Annotated in this window: 21 protein-coding genes, 1 tRNA gene and 1 other RNA gene; 14 read left to right on the top strand and 9 right to left on the bottom strand. The window is 63.0% G+C overall.

From position 1 onward, the window contains the following. Window positions 1-35: 35 nt before the first annotated feature. The 6 genes from HPQ62_RS11325 to HPQ62_RS11300 all read left to right on the top strand — a co-directional run bounded on the left by HPQ62_RS11325 (window position 36) and on the right by HPQ62_RS11300 (window position 3,579). Window positions 36-317 carry a DUF4164 domain-containing protein gene (locus HPQ62_RS11325; protein WP_174802650.1) on the top strand — a complete coding sequence of 94 codons (282 nt, stop codon included), beginning with the start codon at window positions 36-38 and terminating at the stop codon, window positions 315-317. 11 nt (window positions 318-328) lie between these two features. Further along, window positions 329-694: a cell division protein ZapA gene (locus HPQ62_RS11320; RefSeq protein WP_174802649.1), complete on the top strand. Its 366-nt coding sequence runs from the start codon at window positions 329-331 to the stop codon at window positions 692-694. A 115-nt stretch (window positions 695-809) separates the two neighbouring features. Further along, window positions 810-973, top strand: a non-coding RNA gene (gene ssrS, locus HPQ62_RS11315) — 6S RNA. Window positions 974-995: 22 nt separating this feature from the next. Continuing rightward, window positions 996-1,589 carry a 5-formyltetrahydrofolate cyclo-ligase gene (locus HPQ62_RS11310; RefSeq protein WP_174802648.1) on the top strand — a complete coding sequence of 198 codons (594 nt, stop codon included), beginning with the start codon at window positions 996-998 and terminating at the stop codon, window positions 1,587-1,589. A 107-nt stretch (window positions 1,590-1,696) separates the two neighbouring features. After that, window positions 1,697-2,521 carry a TIGR00282 family metallophosphoesterase gene (locus HPQ62_RS11305; protein WP_174802647.1) on the top strand — a complete coding sequence of 275 codons (825 nt, stop codon included), beginning with the start codon at window positions 1,697-1,699 and terminating at the stop codon, window positions 2,519-2,521. Between the two features lie 110 nt (window positions 2,522-2,631). Beyond that, a complete protein-coding gene (locus tag HPQ62_RS11300) occupies window positions 2,632-3,579 on the top strand; it encodes a LysR family transcriptional regulator (RefSeq protein ID WP_174802646.1) in 948 nt (315 codons plus the stop codon). A 108-nt stretch (window positions 3,580-3,687) separates the two neighbouring features. Here the strand turns inward: HPQ62_RS11300 and HPQ62_RS11295 are convergent, their stop codons facing one another. After that, window positions 3,688-4,416: a L,D-transpeptidase gene (locus HPQ62_RS11295; protein WP_174802795.1), complete on the bottom strand. Its 729-nt coding sequence runs from the start codon at window positions 4,414-4,416 to the stop codon at window positions 3,688-3,690. Between the two features lie 294 nt (window positions 4,417-4,710). On the opposite strand from HPQ62_RS11295, the gene HPQ62_RS11290 reads away from it, so the two are divergent. Then, complete coding sequence (locus tag HPQ62_RS11290; protein ID WP_174802645.1) at window positions 4,711-5,217, top strand: DUF6790 family protein; 507 nt, start codon at window positions 4,711-4,713, stop codon at window positions 5,215-5,217. 49 nt (window positions 5,218-5,266) lie between these two features. Here HPQ62_RS11290 and HPQ62_RS11285 read toward each other — a convergent pair whose 3' ends face one another. Continuing rightward, on the bottom strand, window positions 5,267-6,022 hold the full coding sequence (locus HPQ62_RS11285) for a glutaredoxin family protein (protein WP_206678063.1): 756 nt from the start codon (window positions 6,020-6,022) through the stop codon (window positions 5,267-5,269). A gap of 232 nt (window positions 6,023-6,254) precedes the next feature. Between HPQ62_RS11285 and HPQ62_RS11280 the strand changes: the two genes are divergently transcribed. Then, window positions 6,255-7,376 carry a site-specific DNA-methyltransferase gene (locus tag HPQ62_RS11280; protein WP_174802644.1) on the top strand — a complete coding sequence of 374 codons (1,122 nt, stop codon included), beginning with the start codon at window positions 6,255-6,257 and terminating at the stop codon, window positions 7,374-7,376. A gap of 399 nt (window positions 7,377-7,775) precedes the next feature. On the opposite strand, the gene HPQ62_RS11275 is transcribed toward HPQ62_RS11280, so the two are convergent. Further along, window positions 7,776-8,390, bottom strand: a complete 615-nt coding sequence (locus tag HPQ62_RS11275) for an HAD family hydrolase (RefSeq protein ID WP_174802643.1) — start codon at window positions 8,388-8,390, stop codon at window positions 7,776-7,778. Continuing rightward, window positions 8,380-9,450: an A/G-specific adenine glycosylase gene (gene mutY / locus HPQ62_RS11270; protein WP_174802642.1), complete on the bottom strand. Its 1,071-nt coding sequence runs from the start codon at window positions 9,448-9,450 to the stop codon at window positions 8,380-8,382. The genes HPQ62_RS11275 and mutY overlap by 11 nt, the downstream gene beginning before the upstream one ends. Before the next feature lie 100 nt (window positions 9,451-9,550). On the opposite strand from mutY, the gene HPQ62_RS11265 reads away from it, so the two are divergent. The 4 genes from HPQ62_RS11265 to ppdK all read left to right on the top strand — a co-directional run bounded on the left by HPQ62_RS11265 (window position 9,551) and on the right by ppdK (window position 17,248). Next, on the top strand, window positions 9,551-10,048 hold the full coding sequence (locus HPQ62_RS11265) for a DUF721 domain-containing protein (RefSeq protein WP_174802641.1): 498 nt from the start codon (window positions 9,551-9,553) through the stop codon (window positions 10,046-10,048). Between the two features lie 134 nt (window positions 10,049-10,182). Continuing rightward, window positions 10,183-10,848: a DsbA family protein gene (locus tag HPQ62_RS11260; protein ID WP_174802640.1), complete on the top strand. Its 666-nt coding sequence runs from the start codon at window positions 10,183-10,185 to the stop codon at window positions 10,846-10,848. A 105-nt stretch (window positions 10,849-10,953) separates the two neighbouring features. Beyond that, complete coding sequence (locus HPQ62_RS11255) at window positions 10,954-14,415, top strand: chromosome segregation SMC family protein (protein WP_174802639.1); 3,462 nt, start codon at window positions 10,954-10,956, stop codon at window positions 14,413-14,415. Between the two features lie 157 nt (window positions 14,416-14,572). Then, window positions 14,573-17,248 carry a pyruvate, phosphate dikinase gene (gene ppdK / locus HPQ62_RS11250; protein ID WP_174802638.1) on the top strand — a complete coding sequence of 892 codons (2,676 nt, stop codon included), beginning with the start codon at window positions 14,573-14,575 and terminating at the stop codon, window positions 17,246-17,248. Here the strand turns inward: ppdK and HPQ62_RS11245 are convergent. Next, window positions 17,230-18,129, bottom strand: a complete 900-nt coding sequence (locus HPQ62_RS11245) for an MBL fold metallo-hydrolase (RefSeq protein WP_174802637.1) — start codon at window positions 18,127-18,129, stop codon at window positions 17,230-17,232. The genes ppdK and HPQ62_RS11245 overlap by 19 nt on opposite strands. A gap of 180 nt (window positions 18,130-18,309) precedes the next feature. Here HPQ62_RS11245 and HPQ62_RS11240 point away from each other — a divergent pair. Then, window positions 18,310-18,384, top strand: a tRNA-Gln gene (locus HPQ62_RS11240). A 278-nt stretch (window positions 18,385-18,662) separates the two neighbouring features. Here the strand turns inward: HPQ62_RS11240 and HPQ62_RS11235 are convergent. Then, window positions 18,663-20,315: a Na/Pi symporter gene (locus tag HPQ62_RS11235; protein WP_174802636.1), complete on the bottom strand. Its 1,653-nt coding sequence runs from the start codon at window positions 20,313-20,315 to the stop codon at window positions 18,663-18,665. Between the two features lie 122 nt (window positions 20,316-20,437). Between HPQ62_RS11235 and HPQ62_RS11230 the strand changes: the two genes are divergently transcribed. Then, window positions 20,438-21,457 carry a LacI family DNA-binding transcriptional regulator gene (locus HPQ62_RS11230; protein WP_174802635.1) on the top strand — a complete coding sequence of 340 codons (1,020 nt, stop codon included), beginning with the start codon at window positions 20,438-20,440 and terminating at the stop codon, window positions 21,455-21,457. Here the strand turns inward: HPQ62_RS11230 and HPQ62_RS11225 are convergent. Genes HPQ62_RS11225 through HPQ62_RS11215 form a run of 3 tightly spaced genes read right to left on the bottom strand, consistent with a single transcriptional unit; the run spans window position 21,454 to window position 24,520 of the window. Continuing rightward, window positions 21,454-23,034: a metallophosphoesterase family protein gene (locus HPQ62_RS11225; protein WP_174802634.1), complete on the bottom strand. Its 1,581-nt coding sequence runs from the start codon at window positions 23,032-23,034 to the stop codon at window positions 21,454-21,456. The genes HPQ62_RS11230 and HPQ62_RS11225 overlap by 4 nt on opposite strands. Beyond that, the gene (locus HPQ62_RS11220) at window positions 23,031-23,684 is read right to left on the bottom strand and encodes a dual specificity protein phosphatase family protein (protein ID WP_174802633.1); all 654 of its coding nucleotides are present in this window, start codon (window positions 23,682-23,684) and stop codon (window positions 23,031-23,033) included. Before HPQ62_RS11220 ends, HPQ62_RS11225 begins: the two co-directional genes overlap by 4 nt. Further along, window positions 23,681-24,520: an inositol monophosphatase family protein gene (locus tag HPQ62_RS11215; protein WP_174802632.1), complete on the bottom strand. Its 840-nt coding sequence runs from the start codon at window positions 24,518-24,520 to the stop codon at window positions 23,681-23,683. The genes HPQ62_RS11220 and HPQ62_RS11215 overlap by 4 nt, the downstream gene beginning before the upstream one ends. Window positions 24,521-24,587: the final 67 nt, after the last annotated feature.

Genomic DNA, 24,587 nt, shown 5'->3' with positions numbered 1-24,587 from the left:
GGGTCAAATTCCATCACGGGGTGGGGTTCTTACGAATGGTCGCACATACTGACCGGCTGGGTGAAGCTCTCGCATCGCTCGAAAAGGCGTTTGCCGGGCTCGAAAGCGCGCTCGATGCCCGCGCCGAAAATCTGCAGAACCGTCAGGACCTCGAAAACGAGGTCCGGATCGTGCATGAGGACAGGGCCGGGCTTGCGCGCGAGCTCGACCAGGCCCAGTTCCGCGCCAACCGGCTGGAAGAGGTCAACCGTGAGGTTTCGGGCAGGCTGGTGGCGGCGATGGAAACCATCCGCTCCGTCCTGGCCCACGAGAAATAGGACGCGTATCCATGGCGCAAGTCACCGTCAACATCGATGGCAAGGCCTACCGGATGGCCTGCGAGGAGGGCCAGGAGGATCATCTTCTGGATCTCGCCGCACGGTTCGATTCCTATATCGCCAACCTGCGTGGCAGTTTCGGCGAGATCGGCGACCTGCGTCTGACGGTGATGGCGGGTATCATGATCATGGATGAGCTTCACGATCTGCAGGCAGCCGTCGACGCCAATGCGGCAGAGCTTTCCGCGCTTCGAAAGAGCGCCGGTTCCGCCGATGCAAACCGTGCCGCCGAAGCCGATGAGCTTGCAGCCAGGCTCGAAAGCCTTGCCGAACGCATCACCGGATTGTCGCGTAAGGTTTCCGGCGTCACACGATAGGTTTCGCCTGCCTTCTTGCCACTTGGTGGCCGGCCGCCAGGGCCCTCTCCCGCCTTTCGAAAATATAGCGTGCCTCGCCCCTTCCAGCGGGCCCTGCAACACTCTATATAAGGATTACGGTCTGCGCTTCTCGACAGGAATCAACACGAATCCCCGGGGCCTTACTCGATCCTAAGGGAGCTGTCCCTGACCTGGCCCGTGGGCTGGGTTATATGGCGCCCACCTACTTCTGTAGGCGCCCAGGATCAAACCGGTTCCATCGGTTGCCGCGGACCGCACTTTCTGACCGGAGGAGATTGTCTTGAGCCCTCCCGCCAAAGAGGCGATCCGCGCTTCCGTATTGAAGCGCCGTGATGCGTTCTCTCCAGACGAGCGACGGTCAAAGAGCCTCGCCATTTCCGAACATGGTTTTGCAGCGCTTGGCGCTTTCGTCGCAGGCAAATGCGTTGCTGCCTTTCATCCGATCCGTTCCGAGGCTGATGTTTCCCTTCTTGCCGGTATGCTCGAGCAATCAGGCGCGTCCCTTGCTCTGCCCGCCGTCATCGACCGCGAGACCATCGTGTTCCGGGCGTATCTGCCGGGGCGTGCGCTGGTTCCCGGCGGCTTCGGCACCATGGCGCCGGACAAGGATGCGGCGGTGGTCGATCCCGATATCCTGCTGATGCCGCTGTCGGTGTTCGATGCCCATGGAAACCGCATCGGTTACGGCGCCGGGCATTACGACCGCGCGATCGCAAAGCTCATCGAAAAGGGCCGCAAGCCGTTATTGATTGGCGTTGCCTTCTCGCTGCAGGAGGAAGCCATGGTGCCCGCAGAGGACCATGACGTGCCGCTTGACGGCGTGGTGACGGAGACCGGTTTTCGCTGGTTTCGGGGGCCGCCCGAACGATTTTGAGCGTATCAAGACCGTGATTTCGGCGAAAAAGCCATTCCCATGACGCTTCCGTGACGCTAAACCGGCCTTGAAAACAAGGCGCCCAGCGCACGGCAGGATAAGATTTCATGCGATTGCTTTTTCTCGGAGACATGGTCGGCAAGACCGGGCGCACGGCGGTGTGGGAACGCCTGCCGGGCCTGATCAGCGATCTGAAGCTCGATTTCGTCATCGTCAACGGCGAAAACGCCGCCGGCGGATTTGGCATTACCGAGGCGATCTTTCAGGAAACAATCGACGCGGGCGCCGATGTGGTGACCACCGGAAACCACGTCTGGGACCAGAAGGACGCGATCATCTTTGCCGACCGGCACGAGCAGTTCCTGCGTCCTGCGAATTATCCGCAGGGCACGCCGGGGCGCGGCTCCTCGGTGTTTTATGCCAGAAACGGCGCGCGCGTGCTGGTCGCCAACATCATGGGCCGGGTGTTCATGCATCCCGAGCTCGATGATCCCTTCAAGTCCGCCGAGACCATTCTGGAAGCCTGCCCGCTGAAAGCCGAGGCGGATGCGATCATTTTCGATTTCCACGCGGAAGCGACCAGCGAGAAACAGGCCTTCGGCCATTTCGTTGATGGCCGCGCGAGCCTCGTCGTCGGCACCCACACCCATGTGCCGACCGCCGACTGCCAGATCCTCAATGGCGGAACGGGCTACATGTCCGATGCCGGCATGTGCGGCGATTACGATTCCTCGCTCGGCATGGACAAGGAAGAACCGCTGAACCGCTTCATATCCAAGATGAACAAGTCCCGTTTCGAAGCCGCAACCGGCCCGGCCACGATCTGCGGCCTTGGCATCGAGATTTCGGATCGAACCGGACTTGCCGAGAAGATAGCGCCCTTGCGGCTCGGCCCGCGTCTGGAAGAAACCGTGCCTGCATTCTGGGATTAGGCCTTCGACGTCTGAAGCCTGTCAGAAAGATCGTCCCCGAGACGTCACGGCATTTGTCGGCCTGCGTTCTCTCGGTTATGGTGCTAACGTATCATAACGGGATGTTATCAATGGACATCAACGCAGCGCTCAAGGCGTTCGTTCGCACTGTCGAGCGTGAATCGATCACTGCGGCTGCCCGCGATCTGGGTATATCCCAACCGGCGGTGACAAAGCATATCAGAAACCTTGAAGCCCGGCTGAATGCCCGTCTTCTGGAGCGGTCGCCCAAAAATGTCAGGGTGACGGCCCAGGGGGCCGAGCTTTATGATTCCTGCCGCCATGCGCTTGCCTCGATCGATGCTGCCCTTGAAGGCGTCAGCCTGAACGATGGTGTAGTGGAAGGCGCATTGCGGATCCATGCGCCGGTCTGCATCGGAGAAAAGCATGTTCATCCCATCGTCATGGCGTTTCTGGATGCCCACCCCAACACCAATATCGAACTCGTCCTGGAAAACAGGCAGGTCGACCTGATCCACGAGAATTTCGACATCGCCATCCGCTTCGGCAAGATCGAGGGTCAGGATGTCATCGCGCGGCGCATCGGCTGGATTCAACGCATACTGGTCGCGTCGCCGGAATTTCTGGATGTCGCGCCGCCTGTCGACAGGCCTGAGCAGCTTTGCGACATTGCCCTGGTCGCCACCAAGAATGTGCTTGAAAAGCGGAACGAACTTCAGCTTTTGAGCCATGCAAACGAGGCCGTGACCATTGCTGTTTCGCCGGTACTGACGACCAACAGCGCACAGGTGCTCCTGAAGAGCCTGCTTGCAGGACGCGGCATCGGCACCATCCAGACCAATCAGGTCATCGACGAGATCGACGACGGACGGCTTGTGCGCGTTTTGCCGGATTACGCGCTAAAGCCGATCGCTGCCTCACTGACCTACCCCTCGACCAAGTTCATGCGGCCCGTTGTCAGGGCTTTTACCGATTTCGCAATCACGAGGCTTCGGGCCATCACCGGCATCAGCGCCGAGCCGGCTTGCGCCTTCGACGCAATGCCGGAGAAAGCGTAGGCCTGGCTCATCCCGCTGTCCTGAGCGGGAAAAGTCGCGCTGTCGGCAGCTCGGGCGAAACGGCCTGGGGCCGGCCCATCGGGCTATAAAGATCAGACGCGCGCCGCCTCACACGCCAACCGGCTGCTGGCGGACAACGATACGGGCATGGTAGGGCACCCGGTCATAGAGGTCGATCACGTCCTGGTTCATCAGACGGACGCAGCCCGACGACACGGCATTGCCGATCGATGACCATTCCGGCGAGCCATGCAGCCTGTAGAGCGTATCCTCGCCGTTTTGAAAGATGTAGAGCGCACGCGCGCCCAACGGGTTTGATATTCCGGGCGCCATGCCCCCGTTTGCGACCGAATAGATTTCGAGCGCTGGATCCCGCTCGATCATGTCGCGCGGTGGCTTCCACCTCGGCCACTCCTGCCGCCAGTGGATGACGCCTTCGCCTCCCCAGGAAAAGCCGGTCCGCCCGATGCCGACGCCATAGCGCATGGCGGTGCCATCATCTTCGACAAGGTAGAGAAACCGGGATGGGGTATCGACCACGACGGTGCCGGCCGGTTCGCCCGTGAGGTTTTCGACGCGCTGGCGCAGCAATTGCGGGTTCATCTGCCAGTAGGGCACTGCGGGAATGTCATGACCGCCGTCGGTCATCGCCCCATATTGCAGATCGCGTTCGGCGCTGCGTGGCGTCAGAACCGGTGCCTGGGGCGGCTCCGCAGCGGGTGGGGCTTGCACAGTCGGGTTTGTCGAAACGCATGCCGAAACCGACATGGCGAGCGGGAGTGCGCTCAGGACAAAGGCCCTGCGCGAGAGGTTTGATCGGTTTTCAGAATTTTGCATGGAGGAGGCGATCTTTTTGCTGGTCGGCTTGGTGTCGTCGATCACAGATAATGCCTTCATCTTCCATGTCCAGTGGCTTGGCGGTGATGCGTTCCATATCCAAAGGTTATGCGGGCTTCCGCAGCTTTGGAGCCCGGCCGGAAGTGTTCACGAAAAGCCGCTTGCTGTTCGGCCTGGGCAAGACCTGTTTCCTGGAGGAGACAAGGCAGGGGGTTCGGGAGTAGGATAGGGCCTGGTGACGGTGACGTGACGTACCGTCTGCCATGGACTGGCGGCTTGAAACAGGAGGGCCCGATGGCGGCTGCGATCAAGTTAGTTCTTTCGAATTTCACGCTGACCTGCTTTGTTCTGGGGCTGGTTGCTGCAGCGATCGCGCTTTTGCTCCAGCGTTCACCGCGCCCGAACGGGGCGGTGGTGGAAGCCCTGCTTTCCTGGTTCCTGTTCTTTTCGATCGGCGTCTCGCTGTTCTACAACTTCATCATGCATGTCTTTTTCGGCAAGATGGTCGCCGCGTTCATCGGCTGGGCAGACAGCCCGTTTCAGGCAGAGGTCGGTTATGCGAGCCTCGGCTTCGCCGTTGTCGGCTTCATGGCCTTTGCGGGGAGCCGCGGTCTGAGGATCGCCGCCATCATCGGGCCAACCTGCTTTCTGTGGGGCGCTGCCGTCGGACATGTGCTGGGCATGGTTCGCGACCATAACTTCGCGCCGGGCAACGCCGGAATGGTGTTCTGGACGGATATCCTGCTGCCGGTCTTCGGGCTTGTGCTTCTGGCGCTGAGCCGCAGAGAGCGGCCGCACTGAATGTTCGTGGAAGGCCCCGGTTTATCCGATGACCGTTTGTGCAACGGTCTCAGATGCCAAGGAGAGCTCGTCCGCCCATCCACAGGCCCATGAACATCATCATCAGGTTTTCGGTCAGTGAAATGAAGCCGAGGGGAACGCTGGAATTACCGCCGACGCAGGCGCATTTCAGCTCGCGTTTGTCGATATAGACGGCCTTGAAAACACTGACTGCGCCAATTGTACCGATGAAGAGCGCGACCGGCGCGGACACAAGCGGAAGCACGCCCGCGGTCATCAATATGCCGGCCAGCGCTTCGCCGTAAGGGTAGATCTTGCCGTAGGGAACCCAGCGTCTGGCGAGCAGATCGTAGTTGAGAAACATGATCGAGAACTGCTCGACATCCTGCAGCTTCTGGATCGCCAGGATCGACATCGACAGCGAGATGAACCAGATGAAGCTCTGGAAGGTCAGGACCGTGCCGTATTGGTGCCAGGCAAGGCCCAAGGCCAGAAGTGCGGCCACGGCAAAGATCGCAATCACCGGGCGGTAGGTCGTGTCCGATTGCTCTTCCGCTGGCGGCTCGACGCCGAAAAACACCTTCAGATCGTCATATCCGCCGATGCGCTTGCCGTCGATGAAGGTCTGCGGGGTGGTCTCGACCTGGTGCTTGGCCTTGAACGCGTCGGTTTCCTCGCGCGTTTCAAGATGGTGGTCTTCGACCGTGTAACCCTTTCGCTCGAGCAGATCCTTGGATTTCAAACCGTAGGGACAGATGTGGTCTGGCATGACCATGCGGTGAAGTTCTGCGGTTTTTTCTGCCATCGTCCTTTCCCTCGCATGTCCGGTTGCCTTTGATGTTGTTTTGGCGCCTTGGCAAGACAGGCCTCTAAACGGGAACGCCGGGCCATGCGGAATGTTCCTCGCAAGGCAGGCAGAGGAAAGGCCTGACAACTTCCTGCCACTTTGTGGTCCGCCATGAACGCTTTGGTAACCAAAGCATACGAGAATCCGGTTCGTCACCAGTTTTCGAGTACGTGTACAAAGCGAGTATCACATGGTTCCGGTTTCCGCCCTTCAGGCAAAGGCGGCGCGTCCTGCGCCGTGGCTCGACACCATCATCAAGGGCGATTGCGTGGCTGCGCTGGAGCGGCTGCCGGATCATTCGGTCGATGCAATCTTCGCCGATCCGCCCTACAACCTGCAGCTCGGCGGCGTGTTGCACCGGCCGGACCAGTCCAAGGTCGATGCCGTCGACGACGCATGGGATCAATTCGCCTCCTTCGAGGCCTATGATGCCTTTACCCGCGCCTGGCTTCTCGCCTGCCGCCGGGTGCTGAAGCCCTCAGGCACGATCTGGGTGATCGGCTCCTATCACAACATTTTCCGTGTCGGCGCCAAGATGCAGGATCTCGGCTTCTGGATCCTGAACGATATCGTCTGGCGCAAGACCAACCCGATGCCGAATTTCAAGGGCCGCCGTTTCCAGAATGCCCATGAGACGATGATCTGGGCAAGCCCGAGCGCCGATGCCAAGGGCTATACCTTCAACTACGACGCCATGAAGGCCGCCAATGACGACGTCCAGATGCGATCCGACTGGCTGTTCCCGATCTGCTCGGGCGGCGAGCGGCTGAAGGACGATGACGGCCACAAGGTTCATCCGACGCAGAAGCCGGAAGCGCTGCTGTCTCGCATCATCCTGTCTTCCACCCGTCCCGGCGATGTCGTGCTCGACCCGTTCTTCGGCTCCGGAACCACCGGTGCGGTTGCCAAGCGCCTCGGCCGTCATTTCGTCGGCGTCGAGCGCGAGCAGGACTATATCGATGCCGCCCAGGCGCGCATCGATGCGATCGATCCGCTGGCGCCCCAGATGCTGAAGCCGCTGCCGAGCAAGAAATCGCTGCCGCGCGTCGCCTTCGTCTCGCTCATAGAAAGCGGCCTGCTGGCGCCCGGTGATCGTCTGACATCGCCCAAGGGCGAGCATGTCGCGCTCGTGCGCGCCGATGGCACGCTTTCGAGCGGAACGGCGGCCGGTTCGATCCACCGTCTGGGGGCGCAGGTCCAGGGGGCGGAAGCCTGCAATGGCTGGACCTACTGGCACTACGAACAGGAAGGCGAGCGTCACCCGATTGATCGCCTGCGCGGCCAGATCCGGGCAGAGACGGCCGCACTTTGATGCGGGTTATGCTGCCCTGGCTTCAACCGTGCTAAATTAGAAAGAATGAAGCTAAGTATACGATTTGTTTAGCATTTTTCTTTAAGCCTAATTAGGCAAACCCTGCAGCAAACGTTCGACCTTCGTACTTAACTTAAGGGCCCGGCAGACATGCCGGGCCCTCAGTTTATTGACAAACTTGTCTTTAAACTCTGCGTCATCCTCGTGCTTGACGCGAGGATCCAGGCGGCACGGAAAATGTTTGTAATAAGTCTTTGAAATTCAATGGCTTCAGCCGCCTGGATGCTCGGATCAAGTCCGAGCATGACCCCTGTGGGAAGGCAGGTGAAGGTATCAACCTACGCATCCGAGAGTTTGTCAGCAGTCTGAGTGCCCGGCAGATATGCCGGGCGCGTTTCGTCAAACGGTGATGCTGTAGGCGGCGAGATCGTCCGCGAGCTGACCGGCATTCCTGAACTGGATGCCGTGCCAGCCAGCCGCTTTCGCGCCTTCGATATTGACCGCCTTGTCGTCGATGAAAAGCGTTGCTGCGGGTTCGAGGTCAAAGTCCTTGGCATGGCGCTCGAAAATGTCGCGGTCGGGCTTCACCATGCCGATCTCGCCGGAAACGGTGATGCCGCGGCCTTCTTCCAGGAACGGAAACCGCGCCCGGCAGATGCTGAACGTGTCGGCGGCGAAATTGGTGAGCAGGGTCACGTCATAGTCGGAGGCAGCAAGCTTGCGGAACAGCGCGACTGACGCGTCATAGCTGTGCGGAATCATCTCAGGCCAGTTTGCGCGGAACGCACGGATATTGTCGGCCTCCTCCGGGTGGCGGGCAATTGCTTCCGCCTCGGCCTCGGCCCAGGGCCGGCCGCGATCCTGCTCGTGGTTCCAGGCATCGGTGCAGACCTCTGAAAAGAACCAGTCCCGCTTGTCCTTGTCGGGAATGATCCTCGAAAACGGGATCAGCGGGTCGTAATGCACCAGAACATGGCCGATGTCGTAGACGATATGGCGGATGTCAGCGGTCATGGGAACTCCGTTTGAATGCGTCGGGAATGGCCTTGGCAATGGCCTTCTTCATTACACTGGGAAGCGCCTTTTCGCCAAGCGCGGTTTCCCAGCGCCCGCCTTCGATGGCGCGCTCCGGCGTTATCGCGTGCCAGACGGTCAGCCGCAGTTCGAAATGGGTGAAAATGTGGGTGATCTCGCCGGCATCGGTCCAGTTTGCCGCAAAGGGTGCCGCGCTGCTTTCGGTCTCGCCATCCAGACGCGCCGTCCAGCCGGTCGTCGGCGGCTCGGCCATGCCGCCGAGAAGGCCGGTGCCGGGGCGGGTGCGCAACAGCACCCGGCCATCGGGCGTTTCCGCGACAAAGGCTGCCCCCCGGCGCACCGGGCGCTGCTTTTTCGGCAATTTCAGAGGAAACCGCTCGGGATCGTCTTCCGCAAGAGCCCGACAGTTGCCATTGAGCGGACAGAGCGCGCAGGCCGGGCGTTTCGGCGTGCAGAGCGTGGCGCCGAGATCCATCATCGCCTGGGCAAAATCGCCGGGTCGCTCATCCGGCGTCAGTTTTGCCGTAAAGGCGCGGATTTCGGGCTTTGCGGCGGGAAGCGGCGTCTCGATTGTAAAAAGACGCGTCACGACGCGCTCGACATTGCCGTCAACCACGGCCTCCGGCCGGTCGAACGCGATGGCGGCGACGGCGGCGGCGGTATAGTCGCCGATACCGGGCAAGGCCTTCAGACCGTCGAGTGTATCGGGAAATATGCCGCCATGCTCGGCCGCAACGGTTTCGGCACATTTCTTGAGGTTGCGCGCGCGGGCATAATAGCCAAGCCCTGCCCATGCGGCCATCACATCGTCGGAAGGGGCGGCTGCCAGATCCTCCACCCTCGGCCAGCGGGCGAGGAATTTCTCATAATAGGCTTTGACGGCCTGAACCGTCGTCTGCTGCAGCATGATTTCCGAAAGCCAGACATGATAGGGGTCGGGGCGCACGCCCCTCATTTTCTCGAGAGGCCCGGTGCGCCATGGCAGGTCGCGGTGGTGGCGGTCATACCAGGCAAGCAGATGTTCGGAATAATGGTTCATGAAAGTCCGATGCTTCGCTATTCCCTATTGATCGGGTATAGTGCGGCGATGAACGAGGCAACTGTTTGCCGCATATTTCACCGCCTTTCGAAAGAGTATGATGCGACGTCCGAGAAGCGCCAGCCAGATTGCCGATGTCGCCAACGCCCTGATCGATCCGATCCTCGCCAGGCGCGCGGGGATATCGACGTCGCTGCTCAGCGCCTGGCCCGAGATCGCCGGTGAAACCTACGCGGATTTTTCGCGGCCGGAAAAGATTGTCTGGCCGAAGCGGCAGGGCGAGGGCGAGGATAGCGGCTTCAGGCCCGGCACGCTGACCATTGCGTGCGAAGGCGCGCGCGTGCTGTTTCTCACCCACGCGCAGGATGAGCTGATCCACCGGGTCAACGGCTTCTTCGGTTTCATCGCCGTCGATCGCATCAAGGTGATCCAGAAGCCGGTGCAGCCGCCGGGGCCGCAGCGCAGGCCGAAACCACAGCTTTCACCCGCCGAGCGGCGCGATCTCGAAGCGCGGCTCGACGGCATCGAGTCCGAGGCGCTCAGAAATGCGATCCTGAGGCTTGGGGCCGGGGTGATGAGCGAGAAGCGGCGAAAGTAGTTTAGTAGATGCTAATTCAGGCGCCGTTCAGCATCGATCGGTCACATTAGTTTGAAGGTTGGCCGTCTCACGTGACTTGTGCATTTTTGCCTGCGTCGCTAGTGAGGATGGCAGGAAACAGACGAGGATCAGATATGGCTGAATTCGAGATCACCAAGCGGACTTTGTTGCGCGGCGCTGCCATGGGCGCGGCGTTTGGTGCTGCGGGCCTTTCCGTCAGCGCCCATGCCGAGGACCTGCCGAAGAGCCAGGGCAATGTCGACATGGATAAGGCGCTTGAAGCCGGGCCGCTGCCCGAGATCGCGCTTGGCGAGGAGAACGCACCGGTCAAGATCATCGAATATTTGTCGATGACCTGCCCCCATTGCGCCCGCTATCAGGAAGAGACCTTCCCAACGATCAAGAAGGACTTCATCGATACCGGCAAGGTCTATTACATCTTCCGCGAATTCCCGTTCGATCCGCGCGCCATGGCGGCCTTCATGCTGGCCCGCTGCGCGCCGAACGACAACTATGTTCCGTTCGTGGACATGATGTTCAAGCAGCAGCGCACCTGGGCAACCGCTGAAGATGGCAGTGCTGCAATGCTGCAGATGGCGAAACTTGCCGGTTTTACACAGGAAAGCTTCCAGGCTTGCTTGACGGACCAGAAGTTGCTCGATGACATAAATGCAGTCAGAAAGCGCGGTACGGACGAATTCGGGGTCAATGCCACGCCGACCTTCCTGATCAACGGTAAGAAATATGCGGGGGAAATGTCGGTTGACAGCATGTCGGCCCTCATCAACAGCTTGCTTTAGGCGTGTGACAGCCAGAGTGACGGCGCGCGCCTTTTCAGGTGCGCGCTTTTTTGCGTCTGGCGTTTTCCGTATAATCGCCTCCCGCTCGCCTGCAGGATGGGCTCTATGAAGTTCACCCGCCTGCGCCTCACCGGTTTCAAATCCTTCGTCGAAGCGAGTGATTTCATCATTGCGCCGGGGCTCACCGGCGTTGTCGGGCCCAATGGCTGCGGCAAGTCCAATCTTGTCGAAGCGCTGCGCTGGGTGATGGGGGAGAACTCCTACAAGAACATGCGCGCCTCCGGCATGGACGACGTGATCTTCTCCGGCTCCGGAAACCGTCCGGCGCGCAATTCCGCCGAAGTCGGCCTCAATATCGACAATTCCGATCGCACAGCGCCTGCTGCCTTCAACGACAGCGACGAAATCCAGGTTTCGCGCAGGATCACGCGCGAGCAGGGCTCGCAATACCGCATCAACGGCAAGGAAGCGCGCGCCAAGGATGTGCAGCTGCTGTTTGCCGATGCCTCCACCGGCGCGCGCTCTCCGGCCATGGTAGGGCAAGGGCGGATCGGCGAGCTGATCCAGGCAAAGCCGCAGGCCCGCCGCCAGCTTCTGGAAGAGGCCGCCGGTATTTCCGGGCTCTATTCGCGCCGCCATGAAGCCGAGCTGCGGCTGCGGGCGGCGGAAACCAATCTCGAGCGTCTGGAAGATGTCACTGCGCAGCTTTCCGCGCAGATCGACAGTCTCAAGCGTCAGACGCGGCAGGCGACACGGTTCAAGATGCTGTCGGCCGATATCCGGTCGAATGATGCGATCCTGCTGCATTTGAGATGGGTCGAGGCCAAGGAGGCGGAGGCCGAGGCGACCAGCACGCTGAACCAGCTGACATCGGATGTCGCAGGGCGCGCCAACCGGCAGATGGAAGCGGCCAAGGCGCAGGCGATTGCCGGTCTGAAAACCCCCGAGCTGCGCGATGACGAGATCAAGGCCGCCGCCCTTCTGCAGCGCCTGCAGATCGCCCGCCGCCAGCTCGAGGACGATGCCGCGCGGCTGAGCCAGCGCCGTGACGAGTTGTCGCGGCGACTGTTGCAGCTTGGCGAGGATATCCGACGCGAAGAGGCCATGGTTGCCGATAATAGCGCGATCCTCGAAAGGCTTTCGGAAGAAGAGGCGGAGCTTGCAGAACTGATCGGCTTTTCCGGCGAGGAGCTTGCCGAGGCGGCGGCGTTGATGGAGGAAGCGGCCGGACGGCTGGAAACTGCCGAGGCGACCTTCACGGCGCTGACGGCAGAGCGCGCCGAAGTTGTCGCAAACCGTGCCCAGCTTCAGCGCCGCATTGATGAGCTTTCCGATCGCAGCATCAGGATCGGCCGGCAGATCGGCGAGGCCGAGGCGGAGCTGCGTGCGATCGTGGAACGCATCGCGGACCTGCCCGATCCTGCAGAGAAACAGGCCCTTCTGGAAGAGGCAGCGATTGCCGAGGAAGAGGCGCTCTCCGCCGCTGAAGAGGCCGAAGAGCGCCTTGCCGCCGCCCGCCATGCCGAGGCCATGACACGCCCGCCTGTCGATGCCGCGCGCGCACGATTGTCGGAGATCGAAACCGAGGCCCGGACGATCGAAAAAATGCTGGCGGCAAGCGCTGCTGGTGGCGATTTTATCCCGCTTGCCGATCTCCTGTCGATCGAGCATGGCTATGAGACAGCCCTTGGCGCCGTGCTGGGCGATGATCTCGATGCGCCGCTTGAAGCCGATGCGCCGGCCCACTGGCACGGTAACGGAGAGGGCGGGGATGATCCGCGCCTGCCGGAAGGCTGCCGCCCGCTGTCGGCCCTCGTCGATGCACCGGCGGCCGTCCTGCGGCGGTTGAAGCAGGTGGGGCTGGTGGAAGAGAAACGGGCGATGACGCTGATGGCCGCGCTCGCCCCCGGCCAGGAGCTGGTGACGGAAGCCGGCGCAGTGTTCCGCTGGGACGGCTTCGTCAAGGGTGCCGATGCACCGAGCGCTGCTGCCCTGCGCCTGTCGCAGAAGAACCGGCTTGCAGCGCTTGCGGATGAGCGCAGCGAAGCCGAGGTGATGCTGGAAGATGCCCGTGACGCACAGGCTGAAGCTGCCGATGCCGTCAGAGCCGGCGAGCAGGCGCTTGCCGCGCGCCGAGACGCGCAACGCCTTGCTGGCCGCGCCGTGTCGGATGCGCGCCAGGCCCTCGCCGAGGCCGAGCGCGCCTCCGGCGATCTGGTCCGCCGCCGCGATGTGGCGGCTGAAACGCTGAGCCAGCTTCAGGCCCAGGGCGAGGAGATCGCGGCAAGTCTGGAGGATGCGAGCGTCGCTCTTGCGGAGGCGCCCGACCATTCGGCGCTTGAACAGCGCCTTGCTGCACAGGGCGCGGAGGTTGCGCATGGCCGGGGTGCGCTTGCCGAGGCCCGCGCGCGCCATGACGGGTTGCTGCGCGAAAACGACAGCCGCAGGCGCAGGCTGTCGTCCATTGCCCAGGAACGCGCAAGCTGGCAGAACCGCGCCAAGAGTGCGCAATCCCAGATCGCGGTTTTGAAAATGCGCGAGGAGGAAGCGCGCGAGGAGCTGGAGCGGATCGAGGAGGCGCCCGAGGAATTCGAGGAGAAGCGGCGGCTTCTCACCCGCGAGCTGGAACAGGCGGAAACGGCGCGCAGGCAGGCTGCCGACCGTCTTGCAGAAGCCGAGACGGCGCAGCGCGAGGCCGACAAGCGCGCAGCCGCAGCGCTTTCCGACCTTGCCGAAGCCCGCGAAAAACGCGGCCGTGCGGAAGAGCGCCTCGTCTCCGCCCGCGAACGCCGCGAGGAAACGGAAAAGCGCATCCGCGAGGTGCTGGAAGTCGCCCCGCACGAGGCGTTCCGCCTGACCGGGCTTGCGCCTGACGCTGCGCTTCCCGATCCCGCCTCGGTGGAGCGCACGCTGGAGCGGCTGAAGATCGAGCGCGAGCGGCTTGGCGCGGTCAACCTGCGCGCGGAGGAGGAGCAGACCGAGCTTTCAGGTCAGCTCGATCTGCTGGTCAACGAGCGCGACGACATCATCGAGGCGATCCGCAAGCTGCGCGGCGCGATCCAGAGCCTGAACCGCGAGGGCCGCGAGCGGCTGCTGGCCGCCTTCGACGCCGTCAACGAGCAGTTCCAGCGGCTGTTCGTGCATCTCTTCGGGGGCGGGATGGCCGAGCTGCAGCTGATCGAATCCGAGGATCCGCTCGAAGCCGGGCTCGAGATCCTTGCCCGTCCGCCCGGCAAGAAGCCGCAGACCATGACGCTGCTTTCCGGCGGCGAGCAGGCGCTGACGGCGATGGCGCTGATCTTTGCCGTGTTTCTGACCAACCCCGCGCCGATCTGCGTGCTGGACGAGGTCGATGCGCCGCTCGACGACCACAATGTCGAGCGTTACTGCAATCTGCTCGACGAGATGGCGGCGACCACGCAGACGCGGTTCATCGTCATCACCCACAACCCGATCACCATGGCGCGCATGGACCGGCTGTTCGGCGTCACCATGGCCGAGCAGGGCGTCTCCCAGCTTGTCTCCGTCGACCTTCAGACGGCGGAAAAACTGGTGGAAGAGGTCTGATTGCGGGCAAGGCCCGACAAAGGCGGATATTCGCCTCATTTTTCTGTTTTGACCAATTCTCATTTCCCCCGCGATGCTCTAACGTCTCGGACCAGAAGAGGAATTCGCGCTTGCCGGTATTGGCGCAGACGGCCGGAAAGCGGGTGAAGGCAGGTTGATGGCGAACTGGGTTTATGGTTTCGGCGCGGGAGACGAACACGCGATTGATCGCGATCGTCTTGGAGGCAAGGGCGCAAGCCTTGCCGAGATGGCCCGCATGGGACTGCCCGTGCCGCCCGGCATCACCATCGTTTCCGATGCCTGTCACTATTTCTACGATCACGGACGCGCCTTTCCCGACGGCTTGAAGGAAGAGGTCGCCGCAGGGCTTCAGGCGGTCGAGCAGACCACCGGGCGCCGTTTCGGCGAGGGCGACCATCCGCTGCTCCTGTCGGTCCGGTCCGGCTCGCGCGTTTCCATGCCGGGCATGATGGACACGATCCTGAACCTTGGCCTCAATGACGAGACGGTGCTGTCGCTTGCAAAAGACACGGGCGACGCCCGTTTTGCCTGGGACAGCTACCGCCGCTTCATCCAGATGTATTCCGATGTCGCCCTCGGCCTCGACCAGGAGGTGTTCGAGGAATTGCTGGAGGAGCGGCTTTCCGAGCTCGGCCACAGCAGCGAAACCCAGCTCACCGCCGGTCAGCTGGAGGATATCGTCGAAAGCTACAAGCAGCTTCTCTCCGACGAGATGGAATGCGATTTTCCGCAGGATCCGTTCGAGCAGCTCTGGGGCGCGATCGCCGCGGTGTTCCTGAGCTGGAACAGCGCAAGGGCGCTTGCCTATCGGGCTTTGCATTCGATCCCGGCCGAATGGGGCACGGCGGTCAACATCCAGGCCATGGTGTTCGGCAATCTCGGCAACAGTTCGGCAACCGGCGTCGCCTTTACCCGCAATCCCTCGACCGGCGAGAACGCGCTTTACGGCGAGTTTCTGGTCAATGCGCAAGGGGAAGATGTGGTCTCGGGCATCCGCACGCCGCAAAGCGTGACGGAGGCGGGCCGCATTGCATCGGGCAATGAAAAGCCCTCACTTGAGAAGCTGATGCCCGAGGCGTTTCAGGAGCTTTCCACCATTGCTGCCCGGCTCGAACGCCAGTATGGCGACATGCAGGACATGGAATTCACCATTGAGCGCGGCAAGCTCTGGATGCTGCAGACCCGCAGCGGCAAGCGCGCGGCAGGCGCTGCCGTCAAGATCGCCATGGATTTGGCGGATGAAGGGCTCATCAGCCGCTCCGAGGCGATCGTCAGGATCGACCCGGCGACGCTCGACCAGATGCTGCATCCGACGATCCGGCCGGAATATCGCGGCACCCAGATCGGCTCCGGCCTGCCGGCATCGCCGGGCGCGGTGACCGGCGAGATCGTGTTTACCGCCGAAGAGGCGATCGCTGCCAAGGCTGAGAACCGCAAGGTCATTCTGGTGCGTACCGAAACCAGCCCCGAGGACATCCACGGCATGACCGCTGCCATCGGCGTGCTGACCACGCGCGGCGGCATGACCAGCCACGCGGCCGTTGTCGCCCGCGGCATGGGCGTTCCCTGCGTGACCGGCGCCGGAAACATGCGGGTCGACCGCTTCGACAACATCCTCCACGGCATTGGCGGCGTGATGCTGCATGCCGGCGACAAGGTGACGATCGACGGCGCCACCGGGCGCGTGCTGAAGGGGGCGGCGCCGACGCAGAAGCCCGCGCTTTCCGACGATTTTCAGCGGCTGATGGTCTGGGCCGACGAGATCCGGCGCATGAAGGTGCGCACCAATGCCGACACGCCTGCCGATGCCCGCGCCGCGCGCGACTTCGGCGCCGAGGGTATCGGGCTTTGCCGCACCGAGCACATGTTCTTCGAAGGCGGCCGGATCCACATGATGCGGCGGATGATCCTGGCTGAAACGGAAGAGGGCCGGCGCGCAGCGCTTGACCAGCTTCTGCCGATGCAACGGGATGATTTCGAGGCGCTGTTTTCGATCATGCACGGCCTGCCGGTGACGATCCGCCTGCTCGACCCGCCGCTCCACGAATTCCTGCCGAAGACGGACAGCGAGGTCGATGATGTCGCCATCGCGCTTGGCATGGAGAAACAGGCGCTGAGACACCGGCTCGACGCGCTCTATGAGTTCAACCCGATGCTCGGCCATCGCGGCTGCCGGCTTGCGATCTCCTATCCCGAGATTGCCGAAATGCAGGCGCGCGCGATCATCGAGGCAGCCGTTGCCGCCGCCCGAACAACCGGCGAGCCGGTGGTGCCGGAAATCATGGTGCCGCTCGTCAGCCTGCGGGCGGAACTCGACTATGTGAAGGCGCGGATCGATGCGGTTGCCCGCGATGTCATGGCCGAGACCGGCATGGAGATCGAGTATCTGGTCGGCACCATGGTGGAACTGCCCCGCGCGGCCCTCAGGGCTCATGAGATTGCGGAGGTCGCGGCCTTCTTCTCGCTTGGCACCAACGATCTGACCCAGACCACGTTTGGCCTGTCGCGCGACGATGCGCCGGGTTTTCTCGGCACCTACCAGAAGAAGGGCATCATCGAGCGCGATCCGTTTGTCTCGCTCGATTTCGATGGCGTCGGCGAACTGATCCGCATGGCTGTCGAGCGCGGAAGGCTCACCAAGCCGGACCTTCAGATCGGCATTTGCGGGGAACATGGCGGCGACCCGGTCTCGATCCGTTTCTGCGAGGGTCTTGCGCTCGATTACGTCTCGTGTTCGCCGTTTCGCGTGCCCACCGCCCGTCTTGCCGCCGCACAGGCGACGATTCGCCAGTCTCAGACTGGCAGCCTGTAGCGGTTTGCCAGCATGGGCGGGCCATCGGTGTCGACCCGGCCGCGTTCGACCAGATCTTCGAGATGCGCAAGCACCGAAAGCCCTGCCGCGCCGTGAAGCTTCGGGTCCGTCGTGCGGTAGATCACCTGAACGATTTCGTCGATGGTCTCGTCACCGGCAGCCAGGCGTTCGAGGATCGCCTTTTCACGCATGCGCCGGTGTGAGCGCGTTGCCCGCACCACGTTTCTGGCATCGGCGATGATGTCGCCATGGCCGGGGAGGTAGATGCTCTCCGCGCGTTCCAGAAGCTTTTCGAGCGAGGCCATGTAATCGCCCATCGCGCCGTCCGGCGGGGCGACGATCGTGGTCGACCAGCCCATGATGTGGTCGCCGCAGAAGAGATAGGGCGTATCCTGTAGCGCGAAGGCGAGATGATTGGCGGTATGGCCGGGCGTGTGTATGGCTTCGAGCACGATGCCGCCGGCTGCAAGCGTGTCACCGTCCTGCAGCACGATGTCGGGGATCAGCGCCATGTCGGCGCTTTCGGCGAAGGGGTTGATCTCGCCTTCAAAGAGAGGGCGGGCCGGACGGTGCGGGCCGAAGGCTGCAATCGGCGCGCCGATCGCCGCCTTCAGCCTGTGGGCCATCGGCGAATGGTCGATATGGGTATGGGTGATGGCGATGGCATGCACCTTGCGCCCGCCGATGATGTCGAGCCAGGTGTCGAGCCCGCCCGCAAGATCGGGGCCCGGATCGATGATGATCAACTGCTCGCCGCCGACGAGATAGCCATTGGTTCCGAAATAGGTGAAGGGCGAGGGATTGTTTGCGGTCAGGCGGGCAATGCCGTCCGCGATCGTCACCGCGCGGCCATAGGCCGGATCGAATTCGGGTATGCTCATGGCCTGTCCTAAAACGTCTCGTCCCTGTCTCGGACATTGCGGCGTCAAAAGCAAGGCCATCGCGGCGCGCGGCGGCAGCGCGGAAAATTCTCGCAGACGCGGTCGAATTAGGCGTTGAGGCGGGCTTGTAGCTTTGCTATGAGGCTGTGCGCTCCGCCGGCCACAGCCCGCGGACCTCTTTGGGGTGTAGCCAAGCGGTAAGGCACCGGTTTTTGGTACCGGCATGCGCTGGTTCGAATCCAGCCACCCCAGCCACACCAGCCAGATCACATCGCAAGGCATTGAAAAACAAGACGTTCATGTCTGTTGCGCTGCTCTTAGACACGGCAGTGTCGGCACTGTAACGTTAACCGGGCGGCGATCAAAATGTGGGGTCTTGGGGGCATGGTCAGATTTGTCCGTGATCCACTTTATCGTCGGCCTCGATCTTCAGCCGGCGATTGCCCATGCGGTGTGGCTTTGCCGGTTTCCACTCAGCCTGCGCACGGCGGCGATGAGCCTGCGGGCGAAAATGGCCCGCGCATCGGGGTCATTCATTGGGCTTGCAGCGAGATCACCCGGCTTGCCGACAGCTCTCCCGCATCGGACAGGATCGGATAGGACACGGCCGCGATATGCGCGTTGATGCGCTTCAGGTCGCGCAAAATGTCCAGATGAAGCGAGGTCGAGCCGAGCGTTTCCGGCTGCCCGTTCCGAAGGCGCTCGATATGCTTCTTCTGCGAGCGTTCCTCGATCTGGCGGACATGGACCTTCTCGGCTGTCAGGCGCCGGGCAAGATTGACGTCGCGGCTGAGGAAAACCGATTGCGCCAGTTCGAGGTTGAGCAGCGTCTTGCGATAGAGCTCGCCGATTTCCTCCTCGCCGGCGGTTGAGAATTTCACCTGCCGGTCCGCCTTCTTGCGCGCCATTTCCGAAAGGTCCCGGTCGATGATATCCCCCACATGTTCCAGATTGATCGCATAGGACAGGATCTCGCGCATGCGGGCATTTTCCCCGTCGTTCAGTTCCGTGCGCCCGAGCCGGGCAAAATAGAGCTTCAAGTCGGTGAGGGCGGCATCGACGCGGTCATCAAGCTGGGCGATCTTGCGCGCGGCATCGGGATCGTCAACCAGCAGGGATCGCAGGTTGAGCTCCATCATCAAGCCCACATTGTCGCCGATGCGAAGCACCTCGCGTGCTGCCCCGCCAAGGGCGAGGGCGGGCGTGCCGAGTGCGGCGTCGTCGAGATAGGAGGCTTCGCCCCTTTCCCGCGCGGGATCAGGCCATATCAGACGCGCGAGGCGGTCGAGAGGGCCGAGCAGCGGCAGGAACAGCACCAGCAGGATGGTGTTGAAGGCAAGATGTGCGGCAATGGCAAGACGACCGCCGGACGGCAGAAACTCCGAGAGATAGGGGCCTGCAATGCCGGCGGTGAGCAACACCAGCAATGCCCCGACACCCCGCACAGCCAGGTTGCAGCGAACGAGCCGCCGTGCATTCGGCCCCTCGTCGGCGACGGCCAGGCAGGGCGGCAGCGCCCCGCCCAGATTGGCGCCGGCCACCAGCACCAGCACCAGCGCCGGCGTGAGGGCGCCGTTTTCGGCAAGGATCGAGACAAATAACACAACGGCAAGGCTTGAGGACGACGCGAAGGCCAGAACGGCGGCCAGCAGCAGACCGAAGATCAGCCCCTGATCCAGCGCAGAAAGGACGGCGGCGGTGACCTCGGCTTCGCGCAGCGGTTCCGTGGCTGCGCTGAGCAACCCCAGGGCGAGGAGCATCAGGCCGAGCCCGATCATCGCTCTTCCGATGCCGCGCCCGCGCGGCAATCGGCTGCGGGCATGGGTTACGAAACCGCAGAGGATCAACGCCGGCGACAGCCAATGCAGGTCGTGCACCAGGATTGCGGCGGTCAACGCGGTGCCGAGGTTGGCTCCAAGCAACACCGCCTGTGCCATGCGCGGCGCAATGATATTGCGCGAGACGAAGGAGCCGGTGATCACCGCGGTCGCGGTCGAAGATTGCACCGCGATCGTGACGAGCATGCCCGAGATCGCCGCCAGAAACCGGTTGCCGGTACCCTTCGCGATCCCTTGCCGCAACGAAGCGCCAAAGCCTGACAGGATGCCAGACTTGATCATGCGCAGGGCCCAGAGAACCAGAGCGGCGGCGCCCAGAAGGTCGATGAGCTGGATGGTCGAGTTCACGCCGCGCCTCCTCTCCGATCGGCAGGTAACAGGCTCGCCCCAGCTTTCGCTTGAGCGGCGCCGGGCAAGGCATTACGGTGCTGTTGAGTGAACATTCTTGCAACTATTTTCAAAGGCTGTGCATGACGAAACCGACCATGCCGCGCGGTGACCGGGTCTCCTATGTCAGCGCCAACGAGGTGGCCGAACGCGCAGGGGTTTCCCGCTCGGCCGTGTCGCGCACCTTTTCCGGCGCCGGCAGCGTGGCGCCCGCCACGCGGCGCAAGGTGATGAAAGCGGCAGAGGAATTGGGCTATCACGCCAATCTCCTCGCCCGGGGCCTGGTCGGCGAGCCCTCCAAGATCGTGTGCCTGATCGCCGCCGATATCGGCCAGCCCTACCACAGCGCGTTGATCGAAAAGGTGACGCGGCAGCTCCAGTTGCACGGCAAGGTGGCGATGATCATCAATACCGGCGGCGATGACGATAGTGTCAGCCAGGCGTTGCGGCAAAGCCTGCATTTCCGAGCGGAAGCTTCGGTGGTGCTCAGCGGGTCTCCGCCGGCGAAGCTCGTGCAGAGTTGCCTGTCGAACGGTCAGCGCGTCGTGCTGGTCAACCGGGACGACGATGCCGAGGGCGTCGAGCGGATCCGCATCGACAATACCACAGCCTGTCGCGAAGCACTGGCGCTGCTGCGGCGGGCAGGCTGCGTGCGGCTGGCCTGTGTATCGTCGCAGGCGCGTACTTCGTCCATGACCACGCGCGAAAGCGCCTTTGCCGAGGCCGCTGCCGAGGTAGGCATCGAGATCGACGTCGTCCGGATCGGCCCCACCAGCTATGACACCGGCCTGGAGTCCGCGCGGGTCCTGCTGGGGCGGTCCAACCCGCCCGATGGCGTGTTTTGCGTCACCGATCTTCTGGCTTTTGGCTTCATTGACGCAGCGCGCAAAATATTCGGCATCGAGATCCCGCGCGATCTCTGCGTGATCGGCTTCGATGACGTGCCGCAGGCGCGTTGGTCGGGCTATGAGCTGACCACGTTCCGCCAGCCGATGGATGAGATGGTTGCGCGTATTGCCGAGATCCTGACTTCGGAGACCAGCGGCAGCGTTTCCGCCTTCCAGGCGCTTCCGGTCTGGCGCAAGACTGTGCGCATGGGCTAGCACGGGACGGAGACCTCCCTCAGCCGGCCGAGAGCGGCCCGTTTCCCATCATCGCCGGCCAGGATAAGGCCGAGCGTGCGCAGGAAGACCGCCAGAATGGCGGCGTCGGAACCACCCGGAAAAGTCATCCCGGCTGCGCTTTGCGCGAGCCCGGCGTAGAGCGCACGGCGTTCCGTCGACAGGCCGGCGGCAGCGCCACCGCCGGCCTCGCGCAGCCGGTACCAGTCGACGAAGATATCGGAAAGGGCGATATCGGGCAGTGCTGTCTGCGGGAGCGAAAGAAGGCCCGCGATATCGGGCAGGCGCATGGTCTTCACCATGGCCCGCATCCGGGCTGGCCAGTCTTCAGTCAGGCGTCGCTCAAGGACGACCGTCTCGAAATGGCGATCCAGAAACTCCCAGTAATCCGCGACAGCCAGACTTGAACTCTCCCGTCCTGTCCGATCGGCCTCGGCGGCATAGCGGGCGAACCAGGCGTCGAAGCCGGGGGCATCATGAACCGCGCGCTCCAGAACATGCGTGCCTTCCGCGCTGATTTCGAGACATTTCCAGCCGGCTGGATATGCGACCGTCGATGGAACGGAGACGTTCACCAGCCCGCCGACGGCAGCGGTGGCATCCACGTGCCAGTGGCCACTGAGATGGAGCGGAAGGCCGGTGGCGGCGATGGCGGCAGCCACATCCGGTGCCGGCATGCGCCGTGCGCCGGCGCGGGAGCCGGGCAGGGTTTCCAGCTCCGGGGTGCAGCCATGGAATATGTCCGCTACGGGATAATGCGAGAAGGCGACCAGCCGCTTGTTTCCGGCCCGGGCCCGGCGGGCGACATCGCGCATCCAGCCCAGCAAATAGGGCTTGTGCCGCACCGTTGCATTCCAGCCCTCCTTGCTGCAATCGACATGGCCGCCGGACCCGTCCGGCAGATAGACATTGGCGTCTATGGAAAGCAGCCACAGCCCCTCGATCGGCTCGACCAGATAGGAGAGGTCGCTGACGAAGGCACCGCCGCCCTGCGGCGAGGCGAAATGCGCCTTGCGGTACTCCAGCTCGGGCGTTGTGCCGAAGGGAGTTTCCCAGTGCAGATCGGAGGGCTGAGGGTGATAGCCAAAGCGGGCGGCATAAGCCGGCACCTCATCGTAGCCGACCATGCGCATGCCGGGGCAGAGTCGCGCGCCTTTTCGGGGCGGGGCGCCGTGGCCTGCCCGCGCTTCGACATTGCCGTCTGGGTCGACGACGTTTTTCACCAGCGGCTTGCCGGTCATCGCCCACTGGTCGTGGTTGCCGGGCGTGGCGAAGAAGCGGATGCCATGGCGTCGGGAATAGTCGGTCAGCAGGGCAGCCGCCGCCTGCCAGTTCGCGGGCTGGCCATCATCCGTCAGGTCGCCGGCGATGATGCACAGCCCGATCTTCTCGGCAGCGATGGCATCGAGAGCCGCGCGCAACGCCGGTTCGCTCTCGTTGAAGATGCGGGTGGAATGCAGGCTGTCGGAAAGCGAGCGCACGAACGGCGCCTCGGCCGCCGTGCTGCCGAAGCGGACGTCATGCAGATGCGGATCGGACAGGACGGCGATGCGGATCATTGGGCGTGGCCGTCATTGTCCGGGTGCTCGGGGTCGCGGTGGCCGATCCGGTCGATCCAGGCCGAGGCCTTGCGCGTCGCCTCGACGAGCATCGGCTTCGGCGCCTCGAACCATTCGTCGGGGCGCAGTTCGCGCCTTGTGCGGACATGGTCGAGCGCGGCGTCGAGCGTCGGGTAGCGATCGGGCATCTGCTTGTGCAGCAGCAAAGCCACGAGCGCCACCGAGCGGCTGCGTCCTCCACGGCAGTTCACCAGGATGTTGCCGCGCTCGCGCAGCGGATACGAAGGCCGGTTCGGCAGGATTTGCGACAGCGCGCCAAGCAGCTGGTAATAACCGGCGAGAACCATGGTATCCGCGTTGCCCGCGCCGTCGACGAGGCCGAGCTTGTAATAGCGATAGGCGCCGTGGCCATAGGTCAGGTGACCGTCTTCCATAGACGGGTCAGGGGCATCGACGACGTTGATGTCGAGATTGACGGCGCAGTTCACCACGGTGGTGATGTTGTGCGCGCGCAAGAGAGGCAGGTTCGACATGCCCTCGCGGCCGCCGACATAGAGGGCGACGCCATAGGGCTCAAGCCGCTCTTCGATCAGGCTGATTTCGGGACGGTCATAGTGGGGCGATTTGGGCATGGGGCGGACCTGGTTCATGCGATCATCCTTGCGCGATCAGTTTCATTCGAAAGCGATGCCAGCATGATGCCGGTCGCCGCGCTGACTTCCGGGGCCAGGGCCGGCACGACGGCCAGCACAGGGCCTCCGTGGCCGAGACCATCTTCCGGCAGGTCGCTGACCCGTCCGCCGGCCTCCTCGACCAGCAGCAGACCGGCCAGGCAATCCCAGGCATTCATGTGAAGCTCGGCATAGCCGTCGGAGCGGCCATCGGCGACATAGGCAAGCCCGAGCGCCCCCGAGGCGCCGCGGCGGACATTGGCGCCGTGATCCAGCAGCCGGTTCATGACCGTGATATAGTCCTTCTGCGGGCGTCGATTGCTCCACCCGAGTTCCAGGCAGGCGGCCGAGAAGCTGCGGGTTCCCGCAACCCGGATCGGCCGGTCGTTGCAGCTTGCCCCTGCGCCGCGCCGGGCAAACCAGAGTTCGTTCGTCGCCGGGGCGAAGATTGCGCCGATCTCGGTGATGCCGTCGCGGACATAGGCGATGGAAATGCAGAAATGCGGAATGCCGCGGGCGAAATTGGCGGTTCCGTCGATCGGATCGACAACCCAGACCGAACGCCCGCTCACCGCGCCGCCGGTTTCCTCACCGAGGAATTCATCCTCGGGCAAGGCCTCAGCAAGGCGCGACTTCAGATGCGCCTCGACGGCGGCGTCGGTCTCGGTCAGGAAATCCTGCGATCCCTTCATCGCGATCTCTTCGGATTCTCGGCGGCGAAAACCGTCGAGCGCGATCCGGCCCGCGCTTCGGGCAAGGGAAAGGCAAAGGTCGGCGCGATCGTCGATTTGCTTGTCTGTGGCTGCTTTGCTCATGCAGGAGAGACTCCATTTAAGAGGTGGCGTCGGGGCGCCAGTGTTTTGATGTTTGTGAAGGGCCCGT

Origin of the sequence: Martelella limonii (genome assembly GCF_013344475.1) — a bacterium.
GTDB classification, from domain to species: domain Bacteria; phylum Pseudomonadota; class Alphaproteobacteria; order Rhizobiales; family Rhizobiaceae; genus Martelella; species Martelella limonii.
Note: the sequence above shows the minus strand (reverse complement) of the source record. Positions and strands in the feature narration are given on the sequence as shown.

Coding starts and splice junctions, on each gene's coding strand:
- HPQ62_RS11325 (WP_174802650.1), top strand. CDS start 36: ATGGTCGCACATACTGACCGGCTGGGTGAAGCTCTCGCATCGCTCGAA.
- HPQ62_RS11320 (WP_174802649.1), top strand. CDS start 329: ATGGCGCAAGTCACCGTCAACATCGATGGCAAGGCCTACCGGATGGCC.
- HPQ62_RS11305 (WP_174802647.1), top strand. CDS start 1,697: ATGCGATTGCTTTTTCTCGGAGACATGGTCGGCAAGACCGGGCGCACG.
- HPQ62_RS11300 (WP_174802646.1), top strand. CDS start 2,632: ATGGACATCAACGCAGCGCTCAAGGCGTTCGTTCGCACTGTCGAGCGT.
- HPQ62_RS11295 (WP_174802795.1), bottom strand. CDS start 4,416: ATGCAAAATTCTGAAAACCGATCAAACCTCTCGCGCAGGGCCTTTGTC.
- HPQ62_RS11290 (WP_174802645.1), top strand. CDS start 4,711: ATGGCGGCTGCGATCAAGTTAGTTCTTTCGAATTTCACGCTGACCTGC.
- HPQ62_RS11285 (WP_206678063.1), bottom strand. CDS start 6,022: ATGGCAGAAAAAACCGCAGAACTTCACCGCATGGTCATGCCAGACCAC.
- HPQ62_RS11280 (WP_174802644.1), top strand. CDS start 6,255: ATGGTTCCGGTTTCCGCCCTTCAGGCAAAGGCGGCGCGTCCTGCGCCG.
- HPQ62_RS11275 (WP_174802643.1), bottom strand. CDS start 8,390: ATGACCGCTGACATCCGCCATATCGTCTACGACATCGGCCATGTTCTG.
- mutY (WP_174802642.1), bottom strand. CDS start 9,450: ATGAACCATTATTCCGAACATCTGCTTGCCTGGTATGACCGCCACCAC.
- HPQ62_RS11265 (WP_174802641.1), top strand. CDS start 9,551: ATGCGACGTCCGAGAAGCGCCAGCCAGATTGCCGATGTCGCCAACGCC.
- HPQ62_RS11260 (WP_174802640.1), top strand. CDS start 10,183: ATGGCTGAATTCGAGATCACCAAGCGGACTTTGTTGCGCGGCGCTGCC.
- HPQ62_RS11255 (WP_174802639.1), top strand. CDS start 10,954: ATGAAGTTCACCCGCCTGCGCCTCACCGGTTTCAAATCCTTCGTCGAA.
- ppdK (WP_174802638.1), top strand. CDS start 14,573: ATGGCGAACTGGGTTTATGGTTTCGGCGCGGGAGACGAACACGCGATT.
- HPQ62_RS11245 (WP_174802637.1), bottom strand. CDS start 18,129: ATGAGCATACCCGAATTCGATCCGGCCTATGGCCGCGCGGTGACGATC.
- HPQ62_RS11230 (WP_174802635.1), top strand. CDS start 20,438: ATGACGAAACCGACCATGCCGCGCGGTGACCGGGTCTCCTATGTCAGC.
- HPQ62_RS11225 (WP_174802634.1), bottom strand. CDS start 23,034: ATGATCCGCATCGCCGTCCTGTCCGATCCGCATCTGCATGACGTCCGC.
- HPQ62_RS11220 (WP_174802633.1), bottom strand. CDS start 23,684: ATGAACCAGGTCCGCCCCATGCCCAAATCGCCCCACTATGACCGTCCC.
- HPQ62_RS11215 (WP_174802632.1), bottom strand. CDS start 24,520: ATGAGCAAAGCAGCCACAGACAAGCAAATCGACGATCGCGCCGACCTT.